Here is a 23,673-nt window from a genome sequence, read left to right on the forward strand (position 1 = left end):
TTCCGCTTCAATTATTTTCCGGCCTCACAACCCGCCATGTTGCCGGAGGAAGTCGACGATGGTTCCGACGCCCTCGCCGCGTTTCATATCCGTGAAAACAAATGGCATGTCCTTGCGCATACGTTTTGCGTCCGTATCCATCACACCAAGGTCGGCACCGACATAGGGCGCAAGATCCTTTTTGTTGATGACCAGCATATCGGAGCGCGTGATGCCGGGGCCACCCTTGCGCGGGATTTCCTCACCCTGACAGACTGAGATGACGTAGAGCGTGATATCGGCAAGATCAGGCGAAAACGTCGCAGCCAGGTTGTCACCGCCGGATTCAATGAAGACGATGTCGAGATCTGGAAAACGTTCGTTGAGGCCCGCAATTGCCTGAAGATTGATGGTCGCGTCTTCGCGAATGGCCGTGTGCGGGCAACCTCCGGTTTCCACACCAACGATGCGCTCGGAAGGCAGCGCCTGCATGCGCACCAGCGCTTCTGCATCTTCTTTCGTATAGATATCGTTGGTCACGACAGCGACCGAGTAATCGGCGCTCATGGCCTTGCAGAGTTTGTCCGTCAGAGCTGTTTTGCCTGAGCCGACAGGCCCACCGATACCGACCCGAAGCGGGCCATTTCCCGATTTCATTCGATTTTCCTTCCGAATACTGTTGGTTCTGACAAAGATGGTTTCGCAAAGCCCATCCAACGGACTAAGAACGGAAAAGCCGTGTTTCCTGTATTTCATGCCGCATGGATGCGGTATCGGCCATAATTGTCGCGGACCCAAGATCATCCAGCGTTGACGTGGCTCCACGCTTGGCAACGCATGCGATGTCGGCTTCCAGTTGCGCAAGGGTCGCAACACCGTCTTTTTGTCCCGCAATCCCGAGACGAATGCCCGCAGAGACAAGCTGGGAAACGCCGGAATGTAAATATGCTGCCAGCGCATCTTCGAGCGCAATGTCATGGGCCGCCGCTATAGCACCCACCGCCACGGGGTAAGGCGTCGCCTTGGCAAGGCGTTTGAAAACGGCGTGCGGCCACGCGCCTGCGGCGTCGATGAATGCATCCCCCAGTTGGACCGTTTCACGATACCGCTCCGCACAACCGGCCAAAGCCTGCCCCAATTCGACCAATTCGGCAAGCGCCTCCCGGTCTTCGTGAGATCGCCATCCATGCGCCAGCAATACGGCGTCATTCCATAGAGTCCCACGGTGCAGAATAGGGCGTATCCAATGACGAAGATCGGTCGCATTTGAAAGGTGCCGGTCGTTCACGGCACTTTCCAAACCGCCGGAGTAGGAAAACGCCCCAACGGGAAAGGCCGGAGACATCCAGGCCAGCAGCCTCAGCAACGCATCCACCGTATGGGGCATGGATCAATCATGGCTGTGGTGGTGATGGTCAGGCCCATGCGAATGGCCACCATGGGCGTGATAGGCACCGCGCGCGGGCTGAAACGGTTCTTCCACCTCACACACCCTCGCACCCAGGCCCTCGAGCATGGACCGGATGACGTGGTCGCGGAGGATCAGGATGCGCTTATCCTCGATCTGGGCAGCAAGATGGCGGTTGCCAAGATGCCAGGCGAGCTCGATGAGATGGAGCGTGCTTTTGGCCGTCACTTCAAACAGCTTTTCGTTGGCTGCTCGAACTTCGACGAGGTCGCCATTCTCGATGACCAGCAGATCGCCATGCGCAAACAGCACAGGCTCCTTGAGATCGAGCATCACCATCTCATCATTCTGGAGATGCAGCAACTTGCGACGCAGGTGCCTCTGGTCATGGGCGAGCGTGACGTAACCGGAGGGTTCGTCACCTGGTGTGCCAGCGGGAAGATAAGATTGTACGCGCAGCATGAGATCATCCAGAATTGGTTTTCATCGACACCGAAACCTGAAGGATGCTGCTGGCGAATGCAAGCCGCTTATGGTGAAAGCAGCGCGATCCGCGACATAAAAACGTCCACAATCAACAAATTAGGACGCGACCGCCAAAGTCGCTTTCAGGTCTCCCACGGCTTGTGCGATGGGCAGGTCGCTTTCGTGGCGCACACAATTGCGACCGGAGGCCTTAGCCAGATACAGCGCCTTGTCGGCGGCCGAAAACGTATCGTATTTGGAACGTACAGAATCGATATCGGCAACACCGACAGAGACTGTCGTCTGCACCTGATGCGAGTTAAAGTTGATCGTCAGGCAAGACACGCGAATCCGTGCCAGCTCTATCAAAGCAAGCCGATCCTTGATCTGACCACCGCGAACGATAACCGCAAACTCCTCGCCGCCGAGTCTCGCCACGCAGTGAAACTCACCAAATACATCGGCGATGGCTGCAGCAGCTTTCTTGATGACGACATCTCCGGCAGCATGGCCGTAGTTATCGTTGATCCCCTTGAACCGGTCCAGATCGAAAATCGCGAGCGAAGCATCGTTGAGGACTTCCTCGAAACACTGATTGAACGCACGACGGTTGGCAAGGCCGGAGAGCGTATCGGTTTTGCTCAGCCGCTCGAACTCCGCATGGGAATCGTGCAGCTTACGAACCGCTTTGGATAGGACAGCACACAAGATCAGTGTGACGATGCCGCCGACGATCCATGCCATGACCACGCTGTAAGCCAGCGCGCTGTAAAGCGGCAGCGGCAAGACATCGAAAAATGCGCCCACAGCGATAACCGCGGTACTGACGATAACGGACAGAATAATGGAAATAAAAACCATCTTGGCTGCAAAGTTGCGGAGATTCTGGCCTTGGCCGGTCTCGCTCAAACTCATTTCTAACGAAATCATTTTTTTAAAATGTTCAATCATCACACCTCCCCTTGCATGACCTATCGATAACCTTCAGAGATTGGTTGAAAGTAAAGTGGTTGTATAAATTTTTATCTACCATCGGTATATTTTAAAATTACTTTTGACAGTAAATATACGCTTAATTCTGCGCGTGACTGAAATGCTGTTCCAGGCTAAGTGCCTTTGAATGGAGGGCAAAGGGGCCGACGTCTATGGCCCGATCAAGCAGATGCCGCTTTTATTTAAACCGGAATTTACCGATTTCCAAAAGAGTGAAAAACAGGTGCAACCTATGACAATCATTAACGATTTCATGGTGCAGTCTGGATCTTCGATGTGAGCATATGCGACGAAAGCTCGACCGGCTGCGGGCTTCAGTGCAACCGAAGGCGCTTCCTAGAACAGGAAATAACGTTGCGCCATCGGCAGAACCGTTGCCGGTTCACACGTCAAAAGCTCGCCATCGGCCCTAACCTCATAAGTCTCTGGATCGACCTCGATATGCGGCGTTAGCGAATTGTGGATCATAGACGCCTTGGAGATTCCACCACGCACATTGCGCACCGCCAGAAGCCTCTTGGCAACGCCGAGGCGCTGTGCCAGCCCACCATCCAGAGACGCCTGTGATACGAAAGTCACCGAGGAATTGGTACGCAGCTTACCGTAAGCCGCAAACATCGGTCGATAATGCATCGGCTGCGGCGTTGGAATCGAGGCATTGGGGTCGCCCATCGGTGCTGCGGCAATCGAGCCGCCCAACAGCACCATTTCCGGTTTCACACCGAAGAAGGCCGGGTTCCACAAAACAAGATCGGCACGCTTGCCGACCTCGATAGAGCCGATTTCGTGGCTGATACCGTGCGCAATAGCGGGATTGATGGTGTATTTCGCGATATAGCGGCGAACACGGAAATTGTCGTTTTCGCCCTTTTCCTCTGTCAAGCGACCACGCTGCCGTTTCATCTTGTCCGCCGTCTGCCACGTTCTGATCGCGACCTCCCCCACGCGGCCCATGGCCTGGCTATCAGAGGAAATGATCGAGAACGCGCCGATATCGTGCAGAATATCTTCGGCCGCGATGGTTTCCTTGCGGATACGGCTTTCCGCAAAGGCGATGTCTTCCGGTATCGACGGCGACAGGTGATGGCAAACCATCAGCATATCCAGATGCTCTGCCAGTGTGTTGATCGTATAGGGCCGCGTTGGATTGGTGGACGACGGAATGACGTTGGGGTTGCCACAAATCTTGATGATATCGGGCGCATGACCGCCGCCCGCCCCCTCCGTATGAAAGGCGTGGATGGTGCGCCCGTTGATGGCCGCAATCGTGTCTTCCACGAAGCCGCTCTCATTGAGCGTATCGGTGTGGATCATCACCTGCACATCGAACTGATCGGCAACCGTCAGGCAGTTGTCGATGGCAGCGGGTGTCGTGCCCCAGTCCTCATGCAGTTTCAGCGAAGACGCGCCTGCAAGGATCATCTCTTCCAACGGGGCTGGCAGGGATGCGTTGCCCTTGCCCGCCAGTGCCAGATTCATCGGGAAGGCATCGAAGCTTTCGATCATCCGCTCGATGTGCCATGCGCCCGTGCAGGTCGTGGCCAGCGTGCCATGCGCTGGACCCGAGCCCCCGCCCAGCATGGTGGTGACGCCGCTCATCAGGGCTTCTTCGATCTGTTGCGGGCAGATGAAATGAATATGGGCATCCATACCACCAGCTGTGAGAATTTTCCCTTCACCCGCAATCGCCTCGGTCGAGGGGCCGACAATGATGGTTACACCTGACTGCGTATCCGGGTTCCCAGCCTTGCCGATGGCGTGTATGCGGCCATCCTTCAAACCGATATCGGCCTTGTAGACACCGCTATGATCGACAACGACGACATTGGTAATGACGGTGTCAACAGCACCTTCAGCGCGCGTGGCCTGGCTTTGCCCCATGCCATCACGAATGACCTTGCCGCCACCGAACTTGACCTCTTCGCCGTAGGTCGTGAAATCTTTCTCGATTTCGATGAAGAGTTCGGTATCGGCAAGACGGACTTTGTCACCCACGGTGGGACCAAACATGCTGGCGTAGGATGCGCGGGAAATTTTGTAAGGCATGAAAATCAAGCTCCTTGGGAAGCGGAGAATACAAAGGCAGAAGTCAGATCAGAAACCGTCTGATAGCGCGCGAAGGTCTTCGGCGCGTTTTGTGCTCATATCGGCAAGGCACGAGGACACGAGCATAGGTTCCATGGACCCACCACGCGCTTGAAAACCGAAAGATTCGCAATTGGCATCGCGAAAGGAAACCCAGGCGCGTTGGGCTACCACAAGCGCATCGACCGCGCCCTTGGTGTCGTCCTCGGCGCTCTTGTCCCAATCGCTCATCTTTTTGCGAACCTGCTGATACGCCGCATTCAAATCCTTGTCTGCCTTCTCATAGTCGAGGTCGGCACAGGCATTCATGTCGCTCTGCGTCGAGGGCTCCGCACAATTCGGTTCATCTTGCGCTCGTGCTTCAAAGGCTAGTGTGCCAGATAAGAATGCCGCGCAGGCAAGCAACAGGCTGAGTGGCGCGGAGCGGAGCGACTGGGCAATCATGATCACAGCTTTCCCATGACGAGTTTGCGAAAACCATAGACCTCGCGTTTGCCGGAAAGCGGTACCAGCGTCACCTCGCGCTTCTGGCCAGGCTCGAAGCGAACAGCGGTTCCGGCAGGAATATCCAGCCGCATACCATGCGCCGTCTCCCGCTCGAAATGCAGGGCAGCATTGGTTTCCGCAAAGTGATAATGGCTCCCAACCTGAACCGGCCGGTCGCCCGTGTTGGAAACCTCGATCGTAACGGTCGGCTGCCCGGCATTGAGTTCGATCTCGCCTTGGGCGGCAATGACTTCACCTGGGATCATGATCTTGTCCTCTCATCGTCACGCAGCTTTGACTGGGAAACAACCCTGGGCTTTCAAGACCCGTTTGGTCGAAGCCGGATTGTTCACAAGCTTTTCCGCCGGACGGACCGGACGCCGCACCAGTTCGCCACCGCAATTGGGACACTTGCCGCCCAGCACGTTGGTGGCGCAATCGCTGCAATAGGTGCATTCGAACGAACACATGACGGCATCCAGGCTATCGGGGGCCAGATCCCTGTCACAGCATTCACAGTTAGGGCGGAGTTCAAGTGTCATGATGCGTCCTCAGCGAATGGGTTCGTGAACGGTCACCAGCTTGGTGCCATCCGGGAACGTCGCTTCCACCTGCACGTCATGGATCATCTCGGCAATTCCATCCATGACCTGATCGCGGGTGATGACATGCGCGCCGGCTTCCATCAGATCAGAGACAGCGCGGCCATCGCGCGCGCCTTCGACGACGAAATCGGTAATCAAGGCAATGGCTTCGGGGTAATTGAGCTTCACGCCTCGTTCCAGACGCCGACGCGCCACCATGGCGGCCATGGAAATCAGAAGCTTGTCTTTTTCTCTGGGGGTCAGGTTCATGTTTGTCCCGTCTGTAGAGCGCCATGCGTTCTTTAGGACGCATAAAGGGCACTCGAACTCTTATTCAACTCGCGCATCAGAGATTCCAGACTTTCGGCACTGGCGCGCCATTCCGCAAGAGCGAAATGATCGGAAACAGCATTTTTCTCAAGGTAAATCCGTCCGAAGCCGACAGGCGCACCACGAGCTTTCCCTGCCACTCGCTGGCACCGCCGGAAAACCCAGCAACCGCCCGTATTTTAGGCAGAAGAGCCTCCGCAAAAGGGCCGATATAAAGAAGCGTCGCAAATGCCACCTGGCCGGATAGAACCGGGGCGGCACTGGTCAGTTCGGCAATTCTCCCGTCGAGCCTGATATCCTCTGCATGAACCAGTTTGCCGCCGTGACGTATGCGCCACCGATCCCTGAACAACCCCTCCTCCATCGCTTCTCCCATGGCCTGACGACCGAGAAGAACGGCTTCGACAGCGATGAATTCAGCGGAAGCATCGATATCCGCTTCCAGTCGGCGGGTCAGCGATGCGCGGTCAAACAGAATGGTTTCCTGCGGGAGCCAGTGAAGCCTGGCGTCGGGCCCGGCGGTGACGCGGGCAGTAACCGTGGTCGTGCCGGCTGCTGCCTTGTAAACTTTTTCGCAGGCCTGCGTCGTGACAACAAGCGACGTGCCAGCACCGGCAACGGCATGCCACTCCAACTCGTCCCCCCCGGTCAAACCACCGGAAGAGTTGATGAGAATGGCCTCCATTTCATTGGAGAAGGTATTGGGTAGCCTGATCTTGGCGCAGCCTTCCTGGAACAATTCGTCCAGACGGCTGCGTCCATTCAGAGCTTTGGTTACAACGCGCCCGCGGCCTCGGGCACGTTGCGGGCGGTGTTGAGGGATGATTTGTTCGTCTGCCTGCACGTCGTCTCCGAAGCATTCGCGGATGCGGAAACCGCTTTCACAGAGCAATCGGTCTTCGCAGTTGCGTCGACAACCATCTGCCCTTCCGTGTTCTGGAAGAAATCCCACATTCTTTCGGCTGCATCAAGCCGTTGGACCATCTCGGTCGAAGGCAATTTGCGCTCCACCACCTGCTGTACCTTCGCCGTGACGTCGCTCGATGGCTTGCGGATGATGGCCGCCGCCGATGCAACGACATCCGCCTTCATCGTCGCACGTGGCCATGCATGGTCCCAGGCCTCGATGACATAGGAATGGATGCGCGAACCGCTTTTGCAGACATCGTAGGAGTTGACCGTGAAGCTGTCAGTGGACTTGCTCTTGACCGCACCCTTGCAGCCATCGATTTCCGCCCAGCGCTTCAACGCTATCTCACCGCTATATTGCCAATAAGGCTTTCCACCACCCTGATAGGGATTGGCCGGGTCCTTCAGACCAGCAAAAGCGACAATGGACAGCGGCTTTGCAGGCGCGCAGCTTTTTACGTCCGGTGCCCACTTGCCCTCATTTTCCTGAGGAAGACCAGCGCGTAACGAGGCAACGAAGCCTGCTGCAGCAAAATCGGTGCTGCCACTGCAGAGATATTGCGACAACATGCGCCCGCCGCCGGAATAGCCGGAGCCGTAAAAACGCGCCTCATCAACGCAAAGCTTCGCTTTGATCATGTTGACCGCATCACGAATGAAAGCGGGCTCATCCAGGCCGCCATCACGCTTGGTTACGCCGGGTACGTTCCAGGCATTCGTGCCGGGCAGTTCGCCGCTGAGGCTACCCTGAAGCGCCACGACGACGATGCCTTCGCGCTCGCCGACCGTGTCCCAGCCGCTGCGGTCGAGTTGACCGTTCGGATTGCTGTTGCTGCCATGAAAATCGAACACGACCGGCATTTTTTTCCGACCATCATAGGAAGACGGAACAAAATAAACACCGCTGCGTTTAGATCCCTCAGACATCAGCGAAAACGCGTGTCTACCCGGCTGAGTGGTCTGGCCGCAGTTTGACGCGAAAGCAGCGGAGCTTGTTGCCGTGAGAATGGCAAATCCCGCGGCAATGGCGCGAGCGGAACGAACAAACCGGGACATCCGGCCAGCAGCAGTCGTAAAATTCATCGGCACGCCTTTATTGGCACAAGTCCCCGACAGTATGCCGGAAAATACGTGGAATGTAAGGGATCGACGGGAGCGGCATGCAGATGGCCTCGCCATTGTGTCTTGCGTGCAGCAGTTTCGTTGCCAATAACACACGTTTTTAGTCAATGAAACGCTAAAATTGCGCATGATTGCCATGCAGCCGCGCATAGCGGATCACATTCCTGTAATATCTGTGCGCCGCCGCACGCGGAAAATCTCTTCAGATAGTCGGTTATACTGTGAGATGGCGTCTTGCTTCCGGTGTATCCAGCGTCTCTGCCACCCCTTCGTGCACGATCTCTCCGCGATCCATGATATAGACATAGTCGGCAAGCTCTCGGCAAAAATCGAGATACTGCTCCACCAGCAAGATCGCCATACCCGTCGAATCCCGCAAATACTTGATCGCCCGTCCAATATCCTTGATGATCGACGGCTGAATGCCCTCCGTCGGCTCGTCCAGAACAAGGATTTTCGGGCGTGTCACCAATGCACGGCCGATCGCCAGTTGCTGCTGCTGCCCGCCGGAAAGATCACCGCCCCGGCGCGAGAGCATGGATTGCAGCACGGGAAACAGGCTAAAAATATCATCTGGAATAAACCGCTCTTTACGCGGCAGCGGCGCATAGCCCGATTGCAGGTTTTCCTGCACGGTCAACAACGGAAAAATCTCGCGTCCCTGCGGCACATAACCCACGCCACGCTTGGCGCGCTGGTAAGGTGCAAGACCGTTGAGGCTTTCGCCACCGAAGCTGATTGTGCCAGCACTCAACCCATGCTGGCCTGTGACGGCCCTCAACAGGGAGCTTTTACCAACACCGTTGCGGCCCAGCACGCAGGTAATCTTGCCCATCTCCGCATTCAAAGAGATACCGCGCAACGCTTGCGCTGCACCATAGTGAAGATTGATTTTATCGACGCTTAGCATTTTATCGCCCCAGATAGTTCTCGATCACCTTCGGATCGCTCGACACGAAATCAATCGACCCTTCGGCCAGGACCGAGCCTTCGGCCAGACAGGTCACCTTGACACCAAGGTCCCGGATGAAGCCCATATCGTGTTCAACCACCACCACCGAGCGGGTCTTGGCGATTTCCTTCAGCAAAATTGCCGTCTCTGCGGTTTCCGCATCCGTCATGCCCGCCACGGGCTCATCGACCAAAAGCAACTTCGGCTCCTGCGCCAGGAGCATGCCGATTTCCAGCCATTGCTTTTGGCCGTGAGAGAGGTTTGCAGCCAGATCGTTGCGTCGATGGCCAAGGCGCACGGTTGCGAGAATCTCCTCGATCCGCACCTTGTCTTCTTTCGTCAGCGTGTAGAACAGCGTGGCGAAGACCCCCCGCTTGCGGTTCAGGGCCAGTTCCAGATTGTCCCACACCGTATGGCTCTCAAACACCGTCGGCTTCTGGAATTTTCGACCGATGCCCAGTTGCGCAATATCGGCCTCATCCTTCTTGGTCAGATCGATGCTGTCTTCAAAAAGCACAGTACCGCTGTTGGGCCGGGTCTTGCCGGTAATGATATCCATCATCGTCGTCTTGCCTGCCCCATTGGGCCCGATGATGGCGCGCAGTTCGCCTGGCTCGACCACGAAAGACAGGGAATTCAACGCCTTGAAGCCATCGAAGGAAACCGATACGCCATCAAGATAAAGCAGGCTTTTTATTCTGTTTTCAGAAACCGTGTTCATGTTGCCTGCTCCGCTGTCTGTTGCGCCGTCTTGTCAGCGTCTGAGGAAGCCACCTGCCGCTTTTCACGCCGCCCGGCCAGATAATGCTGGACGCTGCCGACGATACCCTTTGGGAAAAAGAGCGTCACGGCGATGAACAAGCCACCCAGCGCAAACAGCCAAAACTCTGGGTATGCGCCGGTAAAATAGCTCTTGCCGCCATTGACCAGGACAGCACCGAGAATTGGCCCGATCAGGGTGCCACGTCCGCCCACCGCAGTCCAGACGACCACCTCAATCGAGTTGGCAGGCGAAAATTCGCCCGGATTGATGATGCCCACCTGCGGCACGAACAACGCACCTGCTATACCCGCCATCATGGCCGACACGACGAATGTGAAGAGTTTGATGTTTTCCACCCGGAAACCCAGAAACCGCACGCGGCTTTCCGCATCACGAACGCCGACCAGCACCTTGCCGAACTTGGAATTGACAATGCCGGATGCAATCAGGAGGCACACCGCCAGCATGATGGCTGTCATTGCAAACAGAACCGCACGCGTCCCATCGGCCTGCACAGAAAAGCCGAGGATATCCTTGAAATCGGTCAAACCGTTATTGCCGCCAAAGCCCATATCGTTTCGGAAGAAGGCCAGCAGCAGAGCGTAAGTCATGGCCTGCGTGATGATGGAGAGATAAACGCCGTTGACGCGCGAGCGGAAGGCAAACCAGCCAAAGACGAAGGCGAGCAAGCCTGGAACAACCAGCACCATCAGCATGGCGAACCAGAACATGTCGAAGCCGTGCCAGAACCACGGCAGTTCCTTCCAGTTCAGGAACACCATGAAGTCTGGCAGAATGGGATGGCCATAGGTTCCGCGCGTACCGATCTGCCGCATCAGGTACATGCCCATGGCATAACCGCCGAGGGCAAAGAATGCGCCGTGGCCGAGCGAGAGAATGCCGCAATATCCCCACACCAGATCGAGCGCCAGCGCAAGAATTGCGTAGGAGAGATATTTGCCCAGCATCGACATGATGTAGGTCGGAATGCGGAAGGGACTGTCTGCGGGAAGCAGGAGGTTGGATGCGGGAACGAGCACCGCAATGGCCAGAATGATGGCAATGGCAATAAGAATTCGGCGGTCGAGCGCCCGAAGGAGGAAGCCGGTAATCATGCTTCGATCGCCCTTCCCTTGAGTGCGAAGAGACCGCGGGGTCGCTTCTGGATGAACAGGATGATGAGGACGAGAACAAGAATTTTGCCGAGTACCGCGCCCACCGTCGGCTCAAGGAACTTGTTGAGCACACCGAGCGTCAGCGCCCCGACAAACGTTCCCCAGAGATTGCCGACACCGCCGAACACCACGACCATGAAGCTATCGATGATGTAGGACTGGCCGAGATTGGGCGACACATTGTCAATCTGGGACAGTGCAACGCCGGCCAGACCGGCAACGCCCGAACCGAGCGCAAAGGTGAACGCATCCACCCACGGCGTGCGGATCCCCATTGATGATGCCATGCGCCGGTTCTGGGTCACGGCACGCATTTGCAGACCAAAAGCCGAGCGCTTGAGCAGAACGAGCAAGGCAAAGAACACCGACAGCGAGAAGCAGACGATCCACACGCGGTTCCAGGTGAAGTTCAGATAACCGACGCTGAACGAACCGGACATCCAGCTTGGATTGCCGACTTCGCGGTTGGTCGGCCCGAAAATGGAACGCACGCCCTGTTGCAGGATGAGCGAGATGCCCCAGGTCGCCAACAGTGTTTCCAGAGGTCTCCCATAGAGAAAACGGATAACGCCACGTTCCATCACGAGGCCGACAGCACCCGTGACCAGAAACGCCACCGGCAGCGCAATGGTCAGCGACCAGTCGAACAGCGCGGGATAGTGGCTGCGGATCACCTCCTGCACCATGAAGGTGGAGTAAGCGCCGATCATGACCATCTCGCCATGCGCCATGTTGATAATGCCCATGACGCCGAAGGTGATGGCAAGGCCAATGGCCGCTAGCAGCAGGACAGAGCCGAGCGACAGCCCGTACCAGATGTTTTGCGCCGCATCCCAGAGCGCCAGCGTGCTCTCTATATGTAAAATCGCCGCGTCGACATCGGGTTTCAGGCTTGGATCCGTAACGGATGAAGCCGCCATCAGAATGCTGATTGCACCACGTCCACCGAGATTCTTGATGGTCTCGATAGCGGCGCGTTTCTCCTCGACGGAGCGCTGTGACGCCAGAACGGAAACAGCCTTTGCCTCCTCCATTCGTGCCCGCACGTCAGCATCGGTTTCCCTGGCGAGTGCCGCTTCCAGCAGCGCGAGGTTCTCAGCGCTCGGCGCCTTCAATACGGCATCGGCAGCAGAGAGGCGCACAGATTTGTCCGGGCTCAGCAGCGTCAGGCCACCAAGGGCCGCGCGAATGACCCGGCGGAGATTGTTGTTGACGCGGATTTTCGTCACCGCAGCCTTGGGCGCTTCACCCGCGCTCTCGCCTGTCAATGGGTCGATCAGCGTGAAACTGGCACCAGCGGGCTCTGTCATAAAGACAAGGTTGTCGGACTTGCGAATGTAGAGGTCACCATCGGCAAATGCTTCGAGCGCTGGCACGACACGCGGGTCGCCTGTTGCGGCAATTTGCCCGGTGAGTGTCTCAGCCTGCTTGAAGTCTGCGGTGCCGAGCGCATTGATGAGGGCTTTGGGGTCGGTTTGCTGCGCAACGGAGGGCGCAGCGAAGCCAAGCAGCACGCCAATGATGAGCAAAACACGAAGAAACATGATCCCAAGTCTCCCTTGGAGCGAGCACAGTGTTTGAAAACCGGCAAGCAAAACTGTAAGCGACGGCGCTTTCCCCCTCAGAGCAATCCCGACCCAACATCACCCTCGGACTTATCTCCGAGGATCTGCAACAGCAGCGGCATTTTCTCGCTGACGAAGAGTTTGGAGGAGTGGTGGCAGATCCTCGGGTCAAGCCCGAGGATGACGTCGAGAGTGGTGAAAGCGTCAGTGCAGACATTGAGGCCTCTCCGATTCTGTGGAGGGGCCGAGAGGCGTAGGATTACTTACCCTTGCCACCGCATTTGCCTGTGGCGACGTTGAAGTTGCCGCATTCCATCGGCTTGCGCCAATCAGAGATCAAGTCCTTCGAGTCAGGCAGATAATCTGACCACTCGTCGCCCACGACCTGCGCAGTCTGCTGCACGATCTCGAACTGGCCGTCGGACTGGATTTCACCAATCAGCACAGGCTTGGTGATGTGGTGGTTCGGCATGACGGTGGCGTAGCCGCCCGACAGGTTCGGTACCGAAACACCGATGATGCTATCGAGAACCTTGTCGGTCTCTGTCGTGCCAGCGGCTTCGACGGCCTTTACCCAGGCATTGAAGCCGATATAGGCGGCTTCCATCGGGTCATTGGTCACGCGCTTGTCGTTCTTGGTAAAGGCATGCCATTCCTTGATGAACTCGGCATTCACCGGCGCATCGACAGACTGGAAGTAGTTCCAGGCGGCGAGATGCCCGACCAGCGGTCCGGTATCAAGACCGGCAAGTTCTTCTTCACCCACGGAGAAAGCAACGACTGGAATGTCTTCAGCCTTCACGCCCTGGTTTGCAAGTTCCTTGTAGAACGGCACGTTCGCATCACCATTGATGGTGGAAACAACGGCTGTCTTCTTACCGGCAGAGCCGAACTTCTTGATGTCCGAGACGATCGTCTGCCAGTCGGAATGACCAAATGGCGTGTAGTTGACCATGATGTCCTCTTCCTTGACGCCCTTGGACATCAGATAGGCCTTCAGGATCTTGTTGGTCGTCTGCGGATAGACATAGTCCGTGCCTGCCAGAACCCAGCGCTCGACGCCTTCTGTGCTGGCAAGATAATCGACAGCCGGAATAGCCTGCTGGTTCGGAGCGGCACCGGTGTAGAAGATGTTGCGGGAGGATTCTTCACCTTCATACTGCACAGGATAGAAGAGGATGGAGTTCAGCTCTTCGAAAACCGGCAGAACGGATTTGCGCGAAGAGGAGGTCCAGCAACCGAAGACGGCAGCGACCTTGTCCTGGCTAATCAACTGGCGGGCCTTTTCGGCAAACAGCGGCCAGTCAGAGGCGGGATCGACGACAACGGCTTCGAGCTTCTTGCCCAGCACGCCGCCCTTCTTGTTCTGCTCATCAATGAGCATCAACATGGCGTCTTTAAGCGTTGTCTCGGAAATCGCCATGGTGCCAGAGAGTGAATGGAGAACACCGATCTTGATGGTGTCGTCAGCGGCAAATGCGCCGTGGAATGCGGTTGTAGACAAAATGGCACCGAGCAAAGCGCCGGACAGCATTTTCTTTAACGTCATAGGAAGGACCCCTCTCCTGTTCAGCCTCTTTGGGCTCAGCGGTTATTTTACCGCTGCTGGAGGGGACTATCGGTCTCGCATCTGCAAAACCGTATACGTCAATTGACGTAGGTGGGGTGGCGAAACAGGAAATCAGGCCGTGCCTCGCCCGCGCATGAACGCGGGTCACGGCGTGGGTCGAGCGCTCAGTTGTGAGGCTTGCCTAGGTCCGAATGTTCCTGGATCGCTTCCTGATGATACCAACTGTCGAAATCGATATGGGTTTTCGGTGCGGCGGCGGTCGGCCCATGGAGGATCGACTCTTTACGCAAACCTTTAAAGCCTGCACGGCCACCGACGGGGAACTGGTAGATCGTTGCACTTTCCATCTGCGGGTCGCTTCTCATGACATTCACTCTTTCGTTGAATAGCCAGCATTAGTGCCTCATCTCGAATATACGCCGAAAAAAGCCGAAAAGCACCCCTTTTGATTAAAAAAATATCACATCGCCTAAAAAATAGACACATCGAAATCGCGAAGGTCCAAAGAACAGTCTTTATGCAGATCACCTCAGAATTTCAGACATTTCTGCGGGAAAAATATGCTTCGTCGGGGAAACGGCTTCATTTTTGATCAGAAACTGGACCTGCCCACATAAAAACACGGAAAATCACAGCATTTTCCAAAATTCATCCTGTGCGTATTTTTTGTTTTTTTGCTTTCAGCAACCCAGTCGCGCCAAAAAACAACGAAGCTGTCCTTCTCGCCGTCAAACTGGCACGGGGAATGCTTCTATAGGCGCAGCACTTGAAAGCGGGACTGTTCAAAAAAATGGTTTTACCCGCAGAAGGATATCAAGGCACCGCATCTTAACCTATGAGAGGTTCGTAATGACTAAGTTCAAACTCGAGTATATCTGGCTGGATGGTTACAAGCCGGTACCAAACCTGCGTGGCAAGACGCAGATCAAGGAATTCGATGAATTCCCGACACTCGAGCAGCTTCCGCTCTGGGGCTTTGATGGCTCCTCCACCCAGCAGGCCGAAGGTCATAGCTCGGATTGCGTTCTGAAGCCTGTGGCTCTTTATCCGGATCCTGCCCGCACCAACGGCGCACTCGTTATGTGCGAAGTCATGATGCCGGATGGCGTAACGCCACACTCGTCCAACAGCCGCGCGACTATCCTTGACGATGAAGATGCATGGTTCGGCTTCGAGCAGGAATATTTCTTCTACGAAAACGGTCGTCCTCTCGGCTTCCCTGACCAGGGTTACCCTGCACCACAGGGTCAGTATTATTGCGGCGTCGGCGCCAGCAGTGTCGGCGCGGTCGCTCGCGAAATCGTTGAAGAGCACCTGGACCAGTGCCTTGCCGCTGGCATCAACCACGAAGGCATCAACGCCGAAGTGGCAAAGGGCCAGTGGGAATTCCAGATTTTCGGCAAGGGCTCCAAGCGTGCCGCCGACCAGATCTGGATCGCTCGCTACCTGCTGCAGCGTCTGACAGAGCAGTACGGTATCGATATCGAATACCACTGCAAGCCGCTCGGCGATACCGACTGGAACGGTTCGGGCATGCACTGCAACTTCTCCACCAAGTTCATGCGTGAAGTTGGCGGCAAGGAATATTTCGAAGCGCTCATGGCTGCTTTCGAAAAGAACTGGAAAGAGCACATCGACGTATACGGCCCGGACAACCATCTGCGTCTGACCGGCAAGCACGAAACGGCGCCATGGAACAAGTTCTCCTATGGCGTTGCTGACCGTGGCGCATCGATCCGCGTACCGCACTCTTTCGTCAACAACGGCTACAAGGGTTACCTTGAAGACCGTCGTCCGAACTCGCAGGGTTGCCCGTACCAGATCTCGTCCATCGTTCTGAAGACGATTGCCGAAGTGCCTCTCACACAGTCGGCCGCTGCCTGATTTGTAAAAAATGGCGTCGCCCGGTTCGGGCGACGCCATTTTTCTGTAAGCCTACAGCCACCGGCCCCGCGACCCGGCAACTGGCTTCCTGAAGCCTCTGGAAAATTGGCATGGCCGCACGGCAACGCATCATCCCCGTACGCCGCGAATATAACCGCTGGGTTGCCAACCAGACGCTCGAAGACTACGCGCTACGTTTTACCGCAAAGAGCGCCCGCCAGTTTTCCTCCAGCCGCATTTCCCACACCGCCATCGGCGCAATATCGTTTCTGGCTCTGGAAGCCATTGGTGGCGCGATCACGCTGTCCTACGGCACGACCAACGCTTTTTTTGCTATCCTCGTCGCTGCCACCGTCATGTTGGCCGTGGGTGTACCAATCAGCCGTTACGCCATCCGCTACGGCGTCGATATCGATCTGCTGACCCGGGGCGCAAGCTTCGGCTATATCGGCTCTACGATAACCTCGCTCATCTATGCCGCCTTTACCTTTATGCTGTTTGCTATCGAAGCGTCGATCATGTCTGGCGCGCTGGAACTGGCGCTCGGCATTCCCCTATGGATCGGCTACATCGTTTCGGCCATCATGGTCATACCACTCGTCACCCACGGCGTGCGCCTCATCAGCCGCTTCCAGATCATCACCCAGCCCTTCTGGATCGTTCTTAACGTTCTGCCCTTTATCTTCATCGCCTTTCTGGACTGGGAAAAATTCGATCTGTGGCGCGCTTTTGCGGGGATTCACCATGCTTCCGGCCCACCCGGTACAACGGCCGATTTCAACCTGATCGAGTTCGGTGCTGCCTCTGCCGTCATTCTGGCACTGATGTCGCAGATCGGCGAACAAGTCGATTTCCTTCGCTTCCTGCCCGCCGATGGCAAGCTGAAACTACGGCACCGGTTTGCCGTGTTTCTGGCAGGCGCGGGCTGGGTTCTGGTTGGCGTACCGAAACTTCTGGCAGGCTCCTTCCTCGTCGTGCTGACCTTCAGCTCCGGCGTCCCCGTGGACCGCGCGGCCGATCCCTCGCAGATGTACCTCACGGCCTTCGGCTATATGATCCCCAACGAAAATGCTGCGCTGCTGCTGATGGTGGCCTTCGTCGTCGTTTCGCAGTTGAAGATCAATGTGATGAACGCCTATGCCGGGTCGCTGGCATGGTCGAACTTTTTCTCACGGCTCACACATAGCCATCCCGGTCGTGTCGTCTGGCTGGTGTTCAATGTGCTGATCGCGTTGCTGCTGATGGAACTGGGCATCTATCGCCTGCTGGAAGAAACACTCGGTATCTTTTCCATCATCGCCATGGCATGGCTATGCACGATCTCGGCTGATCTGTTCATCAACAAACCGCTCGGCCTTGCGCCACCCGGCATCGAGTTCAAGCGCGCCCATCTCTACGATATCAATCCGGTCGGTGTGGGCACCATGGCGCTTTCCGCCACCATCGCCCTTATTGCGCATTTCGGCGTATTCGGTACGCTGGCCGCGTCGCTTGCACCCTATCTTACCCTGATCGTCGCCTTTACCGTTTCGCCACTGCTTGCCTGGGGCACGAAAGGCAAATTCTACCTTGCCCGCAAGCCGCGACAAAAGTGGAGGCAGGAAAGCAGCATCACCTGCTCCATCTGCGAACATCCGTTCGAGCCGGAAGACATGGCCTGGTGCCCGGCCTATGCCGCGCCCATCTGCTCGCTCTGCTGCTCGCTGGATAGCCGCTGTCACGATATGTGCAAGCCAAAAGCCAAACTGAATTATCAGGTGGCCACCGTCGCCCGCACGTTCCTGCCGAATGATCTCGTCGTTCGGCTATCAAGCCGTCTGGGCCGATACGCCATGTCTGCAGCGCTCGCCGTCGCACTACTGGGTGCAACACTCGCCCTGATCGCCCATCAGGTGGGAACCGCCTCACCCGCCACCGTCGACGTGGTCAATCGCACCATTCTCGCCGTTTTCTTCGTCTTTGCCGTTATCGCTGGCATCGTCTGCTGGTTTCTGGTTCTTGCCCATGACAGCCGCGTTGTCGCGGAAGAGGAATCCTCACGACAAAACACGCTCCTTCTCAAGGAAATCGCAGCCCACAAGAAAACGGACGCAGCGCTTCAAAATGCCAAGGACACGGCAGAAGCCGCCAACCGTGCAAAAAGCCGTTACGTGGTTGGCCTCAGCCATGAATTGCGCACCCCGCTCAATGCCGTTTTGGGTTACGCACAAATCCTGGAGCGCGACGAAACGATCCCACAACCGCGCCAGTCCGCCATCAAGGTTATCAGACGTTCCGCAGATCATCTTTCCGGCCTGATCGACGGTCTGCTTGATATCTCAAAGATAGAAGCGGGCCGCTTGCAGGTCTATTCCAACGAAATCAACATTCAGGATTTTCTCGACCAGATCATCGATCTTTTCCGCCCGCAGGCACAGGCAAAGGGCCTTGAACTGAAACATGAACGCACCCGTGCCCTGCCCCAATATGTCCGCACGGACGAGAAGCGCCTGCGCCAGATCCTCGTCAACCTTCTCTCCAATGCCATCAAGTTCACCGACACTGGTACCGTGAACTTCGATGTCGCCTATCGCAGCCAGGTAGCAACCTTTAGCATCTCGGATACGGGACGCGGCATAGCCGAAAAGGATTTGAACCGCATCTATGAGCCGTTCCAGCGTGGTGAGGCAGAGAGCATCCGACCTATGCCAGGCCTTGGTCTGGGGCTGACCATCACACAGCTTCTCACCAACACGCTCGGCGGCGAAATCTCCGTCGTCAGCGAAAAGGACAAGGGCTCGACCTTCAAGGTGCGTTTGATGCTGTCTGCAGTTCATCGTCCAAATACGACCCCTGCCCCGGAAAAGACCATTGTCTCCTATTCGGGTCAGCGCCGGACCATCGTCGTCGTCGATGACAATGAGGATCACCGCGAACTGATGCGCGAGGTTCTAGGGCCTCTCGATTTCGTCGTGCTCACAGCACATAGCGGCCCCGATTGCTTGACACTTATCGAGGGCGTTCAGCCAGATCTATTCCTCATCGACATCTCCATGCCCGGCATGAGCGGCTGGCAGCTCGTGACGAAATTGCGCGAGGCGGGCCAGACAGCCCCGCTCATCATGCTTTCGGCCAATATCGGCGATGGCTCAATCGCCGGTGCGGGCGATGACAATCACAACGATACGATTGCCAAGCCCGTCGATATCCGCCGTCTCTGCGACAAGCTCGCGGTGCATCTGGGCCTTGCATGGGTCTATGAAGCCGATACGCCCGCACCGGCCAAACCCGCCAAGGCCGAAATCAGCACGCCGGGGCCGTCGCACATCAAGGATTTGCAGCAACTGGGTGAAATTGGCTATATACGCGGTATCGAGGCAAAGCTTAAGGATCTCGCACGAACATCAGAAAACCTGCCTTTCACCGAAGAACTGGCAAGTTATGTGCACGCCTTCGATATGGCGGGTTATGCCGCGTTTCTTAGCCGTTTCGAAAGTACCGGACACAAGGAGCGTCAACCATGAGCGTACCATCTGCCGCGATGGCGAAGGATATTGTTCTGTTGGTGGATGACAGCCCTGACGCGCTGGGCTTTCTGACTGATGCGCTGGAGCAATCGGGCTTTTCCGTACTGATCGCCACCTCAGGACAATCTGCTCTCAACATCTCTGAGCGCATCACGCCCGATATCATCCTGCTCGATGCGGTCATGCCGTCGATGGATGGGTTCGAGACCTGCATGCGGCTGAAATCCAACGCGGCGGTGACGCAGGTTCCGGTCATATTCATGACCGGATTGACCGAAACGGAGCACGTCGTGCGGGCGCTCGAGGCCGGTGGCGTAGACTACTTGACCAAGCCGATCAACATTGACGAATTGCGTGCCCGGATTCGCGTCCATTTGTCTAACGCACGCTCTGCGCAAAGCGCGCGGGTCGCGCTGGATGCGGCAGGACGCCATCTCCTGGCTGTGCGCAGCAACGGAGCGATCCACTGGTCAACCCCGCAGGCAACGCGGCTGGTCAACGCCGCAACAGGCCGGGATGACGGCCTTGAGATCGTCACCCAGCACGTCGCAGAGTGGCTGGCCAACCGCAGAAACGATACGTCGAGAGATCTGCCGCTCACCATCCAGCAGGCGGACCGCGCCATGTTGCAATTGACATTCCTTGGAGCGATGGGGCCGGATGAGCATCTGTTCCGGCTGATGGCAGCCAGCGACAAATCTGCGGATGTGATGTTGCGTCAGCATTTTTCACTGACCACCCGAGAATCCGAGGTCCTGCTTTGGATCGCCAAAGGCAAATCCAACCGGGACATCGGAGACATTCTCGGGCTATCATCTCGCACTGTGAACAAGCACCTTGAACAGATCTACGTCAAACTTGGCGTTGAAAACCGTGCGTCCGCTGCCGTTAAGGCGGCCCATATCCTCCACGACACATAAAAACGGGCGCCTGCTGCGCCCGTTTTTCAGATGTCAGATGCGACCGACCGATCAGCGGCAAACGCGGGTTTTCTTCACAACAACCCGACCGTGATATTGGGTGCGGACCTTTTTGACGAAGCACTCGCGTGGAGCACGATGATGCCGCGGGCGGTATTCATCACGTACAGGCTGACGGACAACGCGTTCGGTTGTCGTAACCGTTACGCCCTGCGCAAATGAAGGCGCCGCGAAGGTAATGACAGACGAGACAGCGATCAGGGACGAGATGAGAAGAGTTTTCATTTTGAGACCTCATTGATTGTCAAGCAGAACGTAACATCTGGCTTTCGGTTCCCATCTCCAAGATTAATACGCGGTAATGTTCCGAAACCCGAAAGCTGAAGAATTTCAAAAGTTAAAGGCACCCGAACATGAAAGAAACATCCAATAACCTGGTGGTCATTTCCGGCTGTTCAGGCGGCGGCAAATCCACCCTGCTGGCGGAGTTGGCAAAACGCGGTTACACCACCATTGAAGAACCCGGCCGACGGATCGTTTCGGCTGAACTGAGCTCAGGCGGCACCGCCCTTCCATGGATCAATATGGAAGCCTTTGCTCACCTTGCCGTCGCGATGGCATTGGCGGATCGCACGCAAGCGCCCGGTAACGGCTGGGTATTCTTCGACAGGGGCTTGATCGATGCCGCCTCTGCCCTCCACCATGTGTCCGGAGATGGTTTGCTTCACACACTGAAGCTGCAGCACCGATATAACCCCGTCGTGTTTATGACCCCTCCCTGGGTCGAAATCTATGTGACGGACGGCGAGCGTAAACATGATTTCGGTACGGCCGAAGCGGAATATAAGCGCCTGCTGTCCGACTATCGCGCACTGGGCTACGAAACCATTATCCTTGAGAAGACAACCACAAGCGAACGTGCCGACAGGGTTCTAAGCGTGCTGGAAGACAGACACTAAAGTCCCAGCGTTATGTCCGGTTTTTGAGCAGCTCCGACACTGTCACGAACCCAAAGCCACGCTGGCGTAGCCCGTCGATGATCTGAGGCAAGGCCTGACGGGAGACATCCCTTCCCCGATACATCACATGCAAGATGATGATCGAGCCGTTTCTGGCATTGTCGATGACATAGCGCGTCATGGCATCCGCATTTCCTGCAATGTCCTCGAAGGATTCCGGCTCGACATCCCACATGATCGTCTTGCGATCGTGCTGCCAAAGATACCAAGGCAGCGTCAGCAGTTTTTTGCCATAGGGCGGGCGAAAGAGAATTTCTCCCTGATATCCAGCCGTGCGGATGGCCGCATCCGTTCGCTCTATCTCATCTTTTACCGTGCCCGCCCCCATCCACGCCATGTTGGAATGGGTGTAGGAGTGATTGCCGATCTCATGTCCGGCATCAACGATGAGCCGTGCTTGCGGCAGATTTTCAGCGGTCTCCTTGCCGATCAGGAAAAATGTCGCCGTCACGTTCCTGTCTTTCAGGATCGTCAATACCTCTTTCGTGAAGCGCGCAGACGGGCCATCATCAAATGTGAGCGCCACGACGGGCCTGTCCGTTTCAACCCGGGCGATGATATCGCCGAACAGTTGCGTCGTTCGGGCATTGCTGAACATATGGAGCGAGGCGATCACGACCAGCAAGATGGCAAGAATGCCGGAGCCCTTCAGAATGCGCCGCGTCGTCATCGCTATCCCTAATTGCAATCCTTACACGCTGATGTTCTGATCCGCCTTGATGTCTCCATTGTGGCAACGGACATGATGCAGGCCCTTCAACGAAAAAAGCCCGGCATCGCTGCCGGGCTTCTGTCGGAATGTCGGTAGGACTTAGCTGCCCTGCTGGAAGTAGCTGTACTTGCCGTCCGGGCCCTTCTTCCACTCGTACATGACGTAGCCAGGAGCCTTTGGATCGCCCTTTTCATCGAAGGAAAGTTCGCCGAGAACGGTCATGAACTTGCCTTTCTTCATGGCGGCAGCAACGGCTTCTGCGTCAACCGAGCCTGCATCCTTGGCAGCAGCAGCAATCGTCTGCACGGCAGCGTAGGAATAGAGCGTGTAGGCTTCAGGGTTGAAGCCTGCCGCCTTGAACTTGGCAACCAGATCCTTGTTGGCAGGGTTGATGGTTGGATCAGGGCCGAATGTGTTCAGCGTGCCTTCGACGGCGTCGCCTGCGATGGAAGCCAGTTCGTTGGAGACGATGCCGTCACCGGAAACGAGCTTGGCCTTCAGACCCTGGTCTGCGGCCTGGCGGATGATCAAACCGGCTTCTGTATGGAGACCACCCCAATAGATGACCGATACGCCCGATTCCTTCATCTTCGCGATCAGAGCAGAGAAGTCCTTGTCGCCGACGTTGATGCCTTCGTAGATGACTTCTTTCGCGCCAGCTGCATTCAGGGCCTTCTTGGTTTCGTCTGCAAGACCCTGACCGTATGGGGTCTTGTCATGAACGATGGCAATCTTGGCATCTTTGAAATTTTCGGCGAGATATTTGCCGGCTACGCCGCCCTGCTGGTCGTCACGTCCGCAGGTACGGAATGTGTTCCACAGGCCGCGTTCGGTGAAAACAGGGTTGGTGGCGGCAGGCGTGATTTCGAGGATGCCGTTTTCCGCATAGACTTCGGACGCCGGAATGGAAACGCCGGAGTTGAAGTGACCGACAACGAACTTGACGCCGTCAGCAACAAACTTGTTGGCAACCGAGATACCCTGCTTCGGGTCGGACACGTCGTCGCCCAGCACAATTTTGATCTGTTCGCCGTTGATACCACCAGCAGCGTTGATGTCCGCCGCAGCCTGCTCAGCACCCTTCTGGAGCTGTGCGCCGAAAGCCGCATTCGGGCCTGTCAGCGGGCCGCCGACGCCGACGAGAATGTCAGCCCAGGCAGAACCACTGAAGGCGACCATTGCGGTCAGCGCAACTGCGGAAAGAAGAGACTTCTTCATTATATTACTCCCAGTTCCATGGTTGGGT

General features: G+C 56.5%; 24 protein-coding genes. 4 read left to right on the plus strand and 20 right to left on the minus strand.

Annotated features, from left to right (window positions below; all coding sequences use genetic code 11):
- Positions 1-24: 24 nt before the first annotated feature.
- The 17 genes from ureG to GGQ73_RS09260 form a co-directional block, all read right to left on the minus strand.
- The gene (gene ureG, locus GGQ73_RS09180) at positions 25-636 is read right to left on the minus strand and encodes an urease accessory protein UreG (protein ID WP_174153772.1); all 612 of its coding nucleotides are present in this window, start codon (positions 634-636) and stop codon (positions 25-27) included.
- 64 nt (positions 637-700) lie between these two features.
- Positions 701-1,366, minus strand: a complete 666-nt coding sequence (locus GGQ73_RS09185; RefSeq protein WP_183895760.1) for an urease accessory protein UreF — start codon at positions 1,364-1,366, stop codon at positions 701-703.
- Between the two features lie 3 nt (positions 1,367-1,369).
- The gene (gene ureE / locus GGQ73_RS09190) at positions 1,370-1,849 is read right to left on the minus strand and encodes an urease accessory protein UreE (protein WP_183895762.1); all 480 of its coding nucleotides are present in this window, start codon (positions 1,847-1,849) and stop codon (positions 1,370-1,372) included.
- Positions 1,850-1,969: 120 nt separating this feature from the next.
- Complete coding sequence (locus tag GGQ73_RS09195) at positions 1,970-2,761, minus strand: GGDEF domain-containing protein (protein ID WP_183895764.1); 792 nt, start codon at positions 2,759-2,761, stop codon at positions 1,970-1,972.
- A gap of 420 nt (positions 2,762-3,181) precedes the next feature.
- Entirely contained in the window at positions 3,182-4,891 is a 1,710-nt protein-coding gene (gene ureC / locus GGQ73_RS09200; RefSeq protein ID WP_183895765.1) for an urease subunit alpha, read from the minus strand.
- A 48-nt stretch (positions 4,892-4,939) separates the two neighbouring features.
- On the minus strand, positions 4,940-5,374 hold the full coding sequence (locus tag GGQ73_RS09205) for a lysozyme inhibitor LprI family protein (RefSeq protein WP_183895767.1): 435 nt from the start codon (positions 5,372-5,374) through the stop codon (positions 4,940-4,942).
- Between the two features lie 2 nt (positions 5,375-5,376).
- On the minus strand, positions 5,377-5,682 hold the full coding sequence (locus GGQ73_RS09210; protein WP_183895769.1) for an urease subunit beta: 306 nt from the start codon (positions 5,680-5,682) through the stop codon (positions 5,377-5,379).
- 18 nt (positions 5,683-5,700) lie between these two features.
- Positions 5,701-5,958: a DUF1272 domain-containing protein gene (locus GGQ73_RS09215; protein ID WP_183895771.1), complete on the minus strand. Its 258-nt coding sequence runs from the start codon at positions 5,956-5,958 to the stop codon at positions 5,701-5,703.
- 9 nt (positions 5,959-5,967) lie between these two features.
- Positions 5,968-6,270 (minus strand): urease subunit gamma, encoded by a 303-nt coding sequence (locus GGQ73_RS09220; RefSeq protein WP_174153780.1) that lies wholly within the window; start codon positions 6,268-6,270, stop codon positions 5,968-5,970.
- A gap of 76 nt (positions 6,271-6,346) precedes the next feature.
- Positions 6,347-7,174 (minus strand): urease accessory protein UreD, encoded by an 828-nt coding sequence (locus tag GGQ73_RS09225; protein ID WP_252094085.1) that lies wholly within the window; start codon positions 7,172-7,174, stop codon positions 6,347-6,349.
- The gene (locus GGQ73_RS09230) at positions 7,105-8,322 is read right to left on the minus strand and encodes a CE1 family esterase (RefSeq protein ID WP_183895773.1); all 1,218 of its coding nucleotides are present in this window, start codon (positions 8,320-8,322) and stop codon (positions 7,105-7,107) included. The genes GGQ73_RS09225 and GGQ73_RS09230 overlap by 70 nt, the downstream gene beginning before the upstream one ends.
- 253 nt (positions 8,323-8,575) lie before the next feature.
- On the minus strand, positions 8,576-9,271 hold the full coding sequence (gene urtE, locus GGQ73_RS09235; RefSeq protein WP_183895775.1) for an urea ABC transporter ATP-binding subunit UrtE: 696 nt from the start codon (positions 9,269-9,271) through the stop codon (positions 8,576-8,578).
- A gap of 1 nt (position 9,272) precedes the next feature.
- A complete protein-coding gene (urtD, locus tag GGQ73_RS09240; RefSeq protein ID WP_183895777.1) occupies positions 9,273-10,034 on the minus strand; it encodes an urea ABC transporter ATP-binding protein UrtD in 762 nt (253 codons plus the stop codon).
- The gene (urtC, locus tag GGQ73_RS09245) at positions 10,031-11,191 is read right to left on the minus strand and encodes an urea ABC transporter permease subunit UrtC (protein ID WP_183895779.1); all 1,161 of its coding nucleotides are present in this window, start codon (positions 11,189-11,191) and stop codon (positions 10,031-10,033) included. Before urtC ends, urtD begins: the two co-directional genes overlap by 4 nt.
- Positions 11,188-12,795 (minus strand): urea ABC transporter permease subunit UrtB, encoded by a 1,608-nt coding sequence (gene urtB, locus GGQ73_RS09250; RefSeq protein WP_183895781.1) that lies wholly within the window; start codon positions 12,793-12,795, stop codon positions 11,188-11,190. Before urtB ends, urtC begins: the two co-directional genes overlap by 4 nt.
- A 280-nt stretch (positions 12,796-13,075) precedes the next feature.
- On the minus strand, positions 13,076-14,365 hold the full coding sequence (gene urtA / locus GGQ73_RS09255; protein WP_183895783.1) for an urea ABC transporter substrate-binding protein: 1,290 nt from the start codon (positions 14,363-14,365) through the stop codon (positions 13,076-13,078).
- 185 nt (positions 14,366-14,550) lie between these two features.
- Complete coding sequence (locus tag GGQ73_RS09260) at positions 14,551-14,751, minus strand: DUF2735 domain-containing protein (protein ID WP_183895785.1); 201 nt, start codon at positions 14,749-14,751, stop codon at positions 14,551-14,553.
- Between the two features lie 484 nt (positions 14,752-15,235).
- Between GGQ73_RS09260 and GGQ73_RS09265 the strand changes: the two genes are divergently transcribed.
- The 3 genes from GGQ73_RS09265 (at position 15,236) to GGQ73_RS09275 (ending at position 20,696) form a co-directional block, all read left to right on the plus strand.
- Entirely contained in the window at positions 15,236-16,270 is a 1,035-nt protein-coding gene (locus GGQ73_RS09265) for a glutamine synthetase beta-grasp domain-containing protein (protein ID WP_174153788.1), read from the plus strand.
- 110 nt (positions 16,271-16,380) lie between these two features.
- A complete protein-coding gene (locus GGQ73_RS09270) occupies positions 16,381-19,773 on the plus strand; it encodes a hybrid sensor histidine kinase/response regulator (RefSeq protein WP_183895787.1) in 3,393 nt (1,130 codons plus the stop codon).
- Positions 19,770-20,696, plus strand: coding sequence for a response regulator transcription factor (locus GGQ73_RS09275; RefSeq protein ID WP_183895788.1), 927 nt, complete (start codon positions 19,770-19,772; stop codon positions 20,694-20,696). Before GGQ73_RS09270 ends, GGQ73_RS09275 begins: the two co-directional genes overlap by 4 nt.
- Before the next feature lie 51 nt (positions 20,697-20,747).
- On the opposite strand, the gene GGQ73_RS09280 is transcribed toward GGQ73_RS09275, so the two are convergent.
- On the minus strand, positions 20,748-20,981 hold the full coding sequence (locus tag GGQ73_RS09280) for a hypothetical protein (protein ID WP_174153791.1): 234 nt from the start codon (positions 20,979-20,981) through the stop codon (positions 20,748-20,750).
- Between the two features lie 128 nt (positions 20,982-21,109).
- On the opposite strand from GGQ73_RS09280, the gene GGQ73_RS09285 reads away from it, so the two are divergent.
- A complete protein-coding gene (locus GGQ73_RS09285) occupies positions 21,110-21,655 on the plus strand; it encodes an AAA family ATPase (RefSeq protein WP_174153792.1) in 546 nt (181 codons plus the stop codon).
- Between the two features lie 10 nt (positions 21,656-21,665).
- Here GGQ73_RS09285 and GGQ73_RS09290 read toward each other — a convergent pair whose 3' ends face one another.
- Both GGQ73_RS09290 and GGQ73_RS09295 read right to left on the minus strand, forming a co-directional pair.
- On the minus strand, positions 21,666-22,385 hold the full coding sequence (locus GGQ73_RS09290; protein ID WP_174153793.1) for a polysaccharide deacetylase family protein: 720 nt from the start codon (positions 22,383-22,385) through the stop codon (positions 21,666-21,668).
- 141 nt (positions 22,386-22,526) lie between these two features.
- Positions 22,527-23,645 carry a branched-chain amino acid ABC transporter substrate-binding protein gene (locus GGQ73_RS09295; protein WP_174153794.1) on the minus strand — a complete coding sequence of 373 codons (1,119 nt, stop codon included), beginning with the start codon at positions 23,643-23,645 and terminating at the stop codon, positions 22,527-22,529.
- Positions 23,646-23,673 lie beyond the last annotated feature (28 nt).

Origin of the sequence: Rhizobium skierniewicense, from assembly GCF_014196515.1 — a bacterium.
Lineage (GTDB): Bacteria > Pseudomonadota > Alphaproteobacteria > Rhizobiales > Rhizobiaceae > Agrobacterium > Agrobacterium skierniewicense.

Bases quoted from the DNA above. Each gene is read 5' to 3' on its own strand.
- ureG (WP_174153772.1), bottom strand. From the start codon at position 636: ATGAAATCGGGAAATGGCCCGCTTCGGGTCGGTATCGGTGGGCCTGTC.
- GGQ73_RS09185 (WP_183895760.1), bottom strand. From the start codon at position 1,366: ATGCCCCATACGGTGGATGCGTTGCTGAGGCTGCTGGCCTGGATGTCT.
- ureE (WP_183895762.1), bottom strand. From the start codon at position 1,849: ATGCTGCGCGTACAATCTTATCTTCCCGCTGGCACACCAGGTGACGAA.
- ureC (WP_183895765.1), bottom strand. From the start codon at position 4,891: ATGCCTTACAAAATTTCCCGCGCATCCTACGCCAGCATGTTTGGTCCC.
- GGQ73_RS09205 (WP_183895767.1), bottom strand. From the start codon at position 5,374: ATGATTGCCCAGTCGCTCCGCTCCGCGCCACTCAGCCTGTTGCTTGCC.
- GGQ73_RS09210 (WP_183895769.1), bottom strand. From the start codon at position 5,682: ATGATCCCAGGTGAAGTCATTGCCGCCCAAGGCGAGATCGAACTCAAT.
- GGQ73_RS09215 (WP_183895771.1), bottom strand. From the start codon at position 5,958: ATGACACTTGAACTCCGCCCTAACTGTGAATGCTGTGACAGGGATCTG.
- GGQ73_RS09220 (WP_174153780.1), bottom strand. From the start codon at position 6,270: ATGAACCTGACCCCCAGAGAAAAAGACAAGCTTCTGATTTCCATGGCC.
- GGQ73_RS09230 (WP_183895773.1), bottom strand. From the start codon at position 8,322: ATGAATTTTACGACTGCTGCTGGCCGGATGTCCCGGTTTGTTCGTTCC.
- urtE (WP_183895775.1), bottom strand. From the start codon at position 9,271: ATGCTAAGCGTCGATAAAATCAATCTTCACTATGGTGCAGCGCAAGCG.
- urtD (WP_183895777.1), bottom strand. From the start codon at position 10,034: ATGAACACGGTTTCTGAAAACAGAATAAAAAGCCTGCTTTATCTTGAT.
- urtC (WP_183895779.1), bottom strand. From the start codon at position 11,191: ATGATTACCGGCTTCCTCCTTCGGGCGCTCGACCGCCGAATTCTTATT.
- urtB (WP_183895781.1), bottom strand. From the start codon at position 12,795: ATGTTTCTTCGTGTTTTGCTCATCATTGGCGTGCTGCTTGGCTTCGCT.
- urtA (WP_183895783.1), bottom strand. From the start codon at position 14,365: ATGACGTTAAAGAAAATGCTGTCCGGCGCTTTGCTCGGTGCCATTTTG.
- GGQ73_RS09260 (WP_183895785.1), bottom strand. From the start codon at position 14,751: ATGAGAAGCGACCCGCAGATGGAAAGTGCAACGATCTACCAGTTCCCC.
- GGQ73_RS09265 (WP_174153788.1), top strand. From the start codon at position 15,236: ATGACTAAGTTCAAACTCGAGTATATCTGGCTGGATGGTTACAAGCCG.
- GGQ73_RS09270 (WP_183895787.1), top strand. From the start codon at position 16,381: ATGGCCGCACGGCAACGCATCATCCCCGTACGCCGCGAATATAACCGC.
- GGQ73_RS09275 (WP_183895788.1), top strand. From the start codon at position 19,770: ATGAGCGTACCATCTGCCGCGATGGCGAAGGATATTGTTCTGTTGGTG.
- GGQ73_RS09280 (WP_174153791.1), bottom strand. From the start codon at position 20,981: ATGAAAACTCTTCTCATCTCGTCCCTGATCGCTGTCTCGTCTGTCATT.
- GGQ73_RS09285 (WP_174153792.1), top strand. From the start codon at position 21,110: ATGAAAGAAACATCCAATAACCTGGTGGTCATTTCCGGCTGTTCAGGC.
- GGQ73_RS09290 (WP_174153793.1), bottom strand. From the start codon at position 22,385: ATGACGACGCGGCGCATTCTGAAGGGCTCCGGCATTCTTGCCATCTTG.
- GGQ73_RS09295 (WP_174153794.1), bottom strand. From the start codon at position 23,645: ATGAAGAAGTCTCTTCTTTCCGCAGTTGCGCTGACCGCAATGGTCGCC.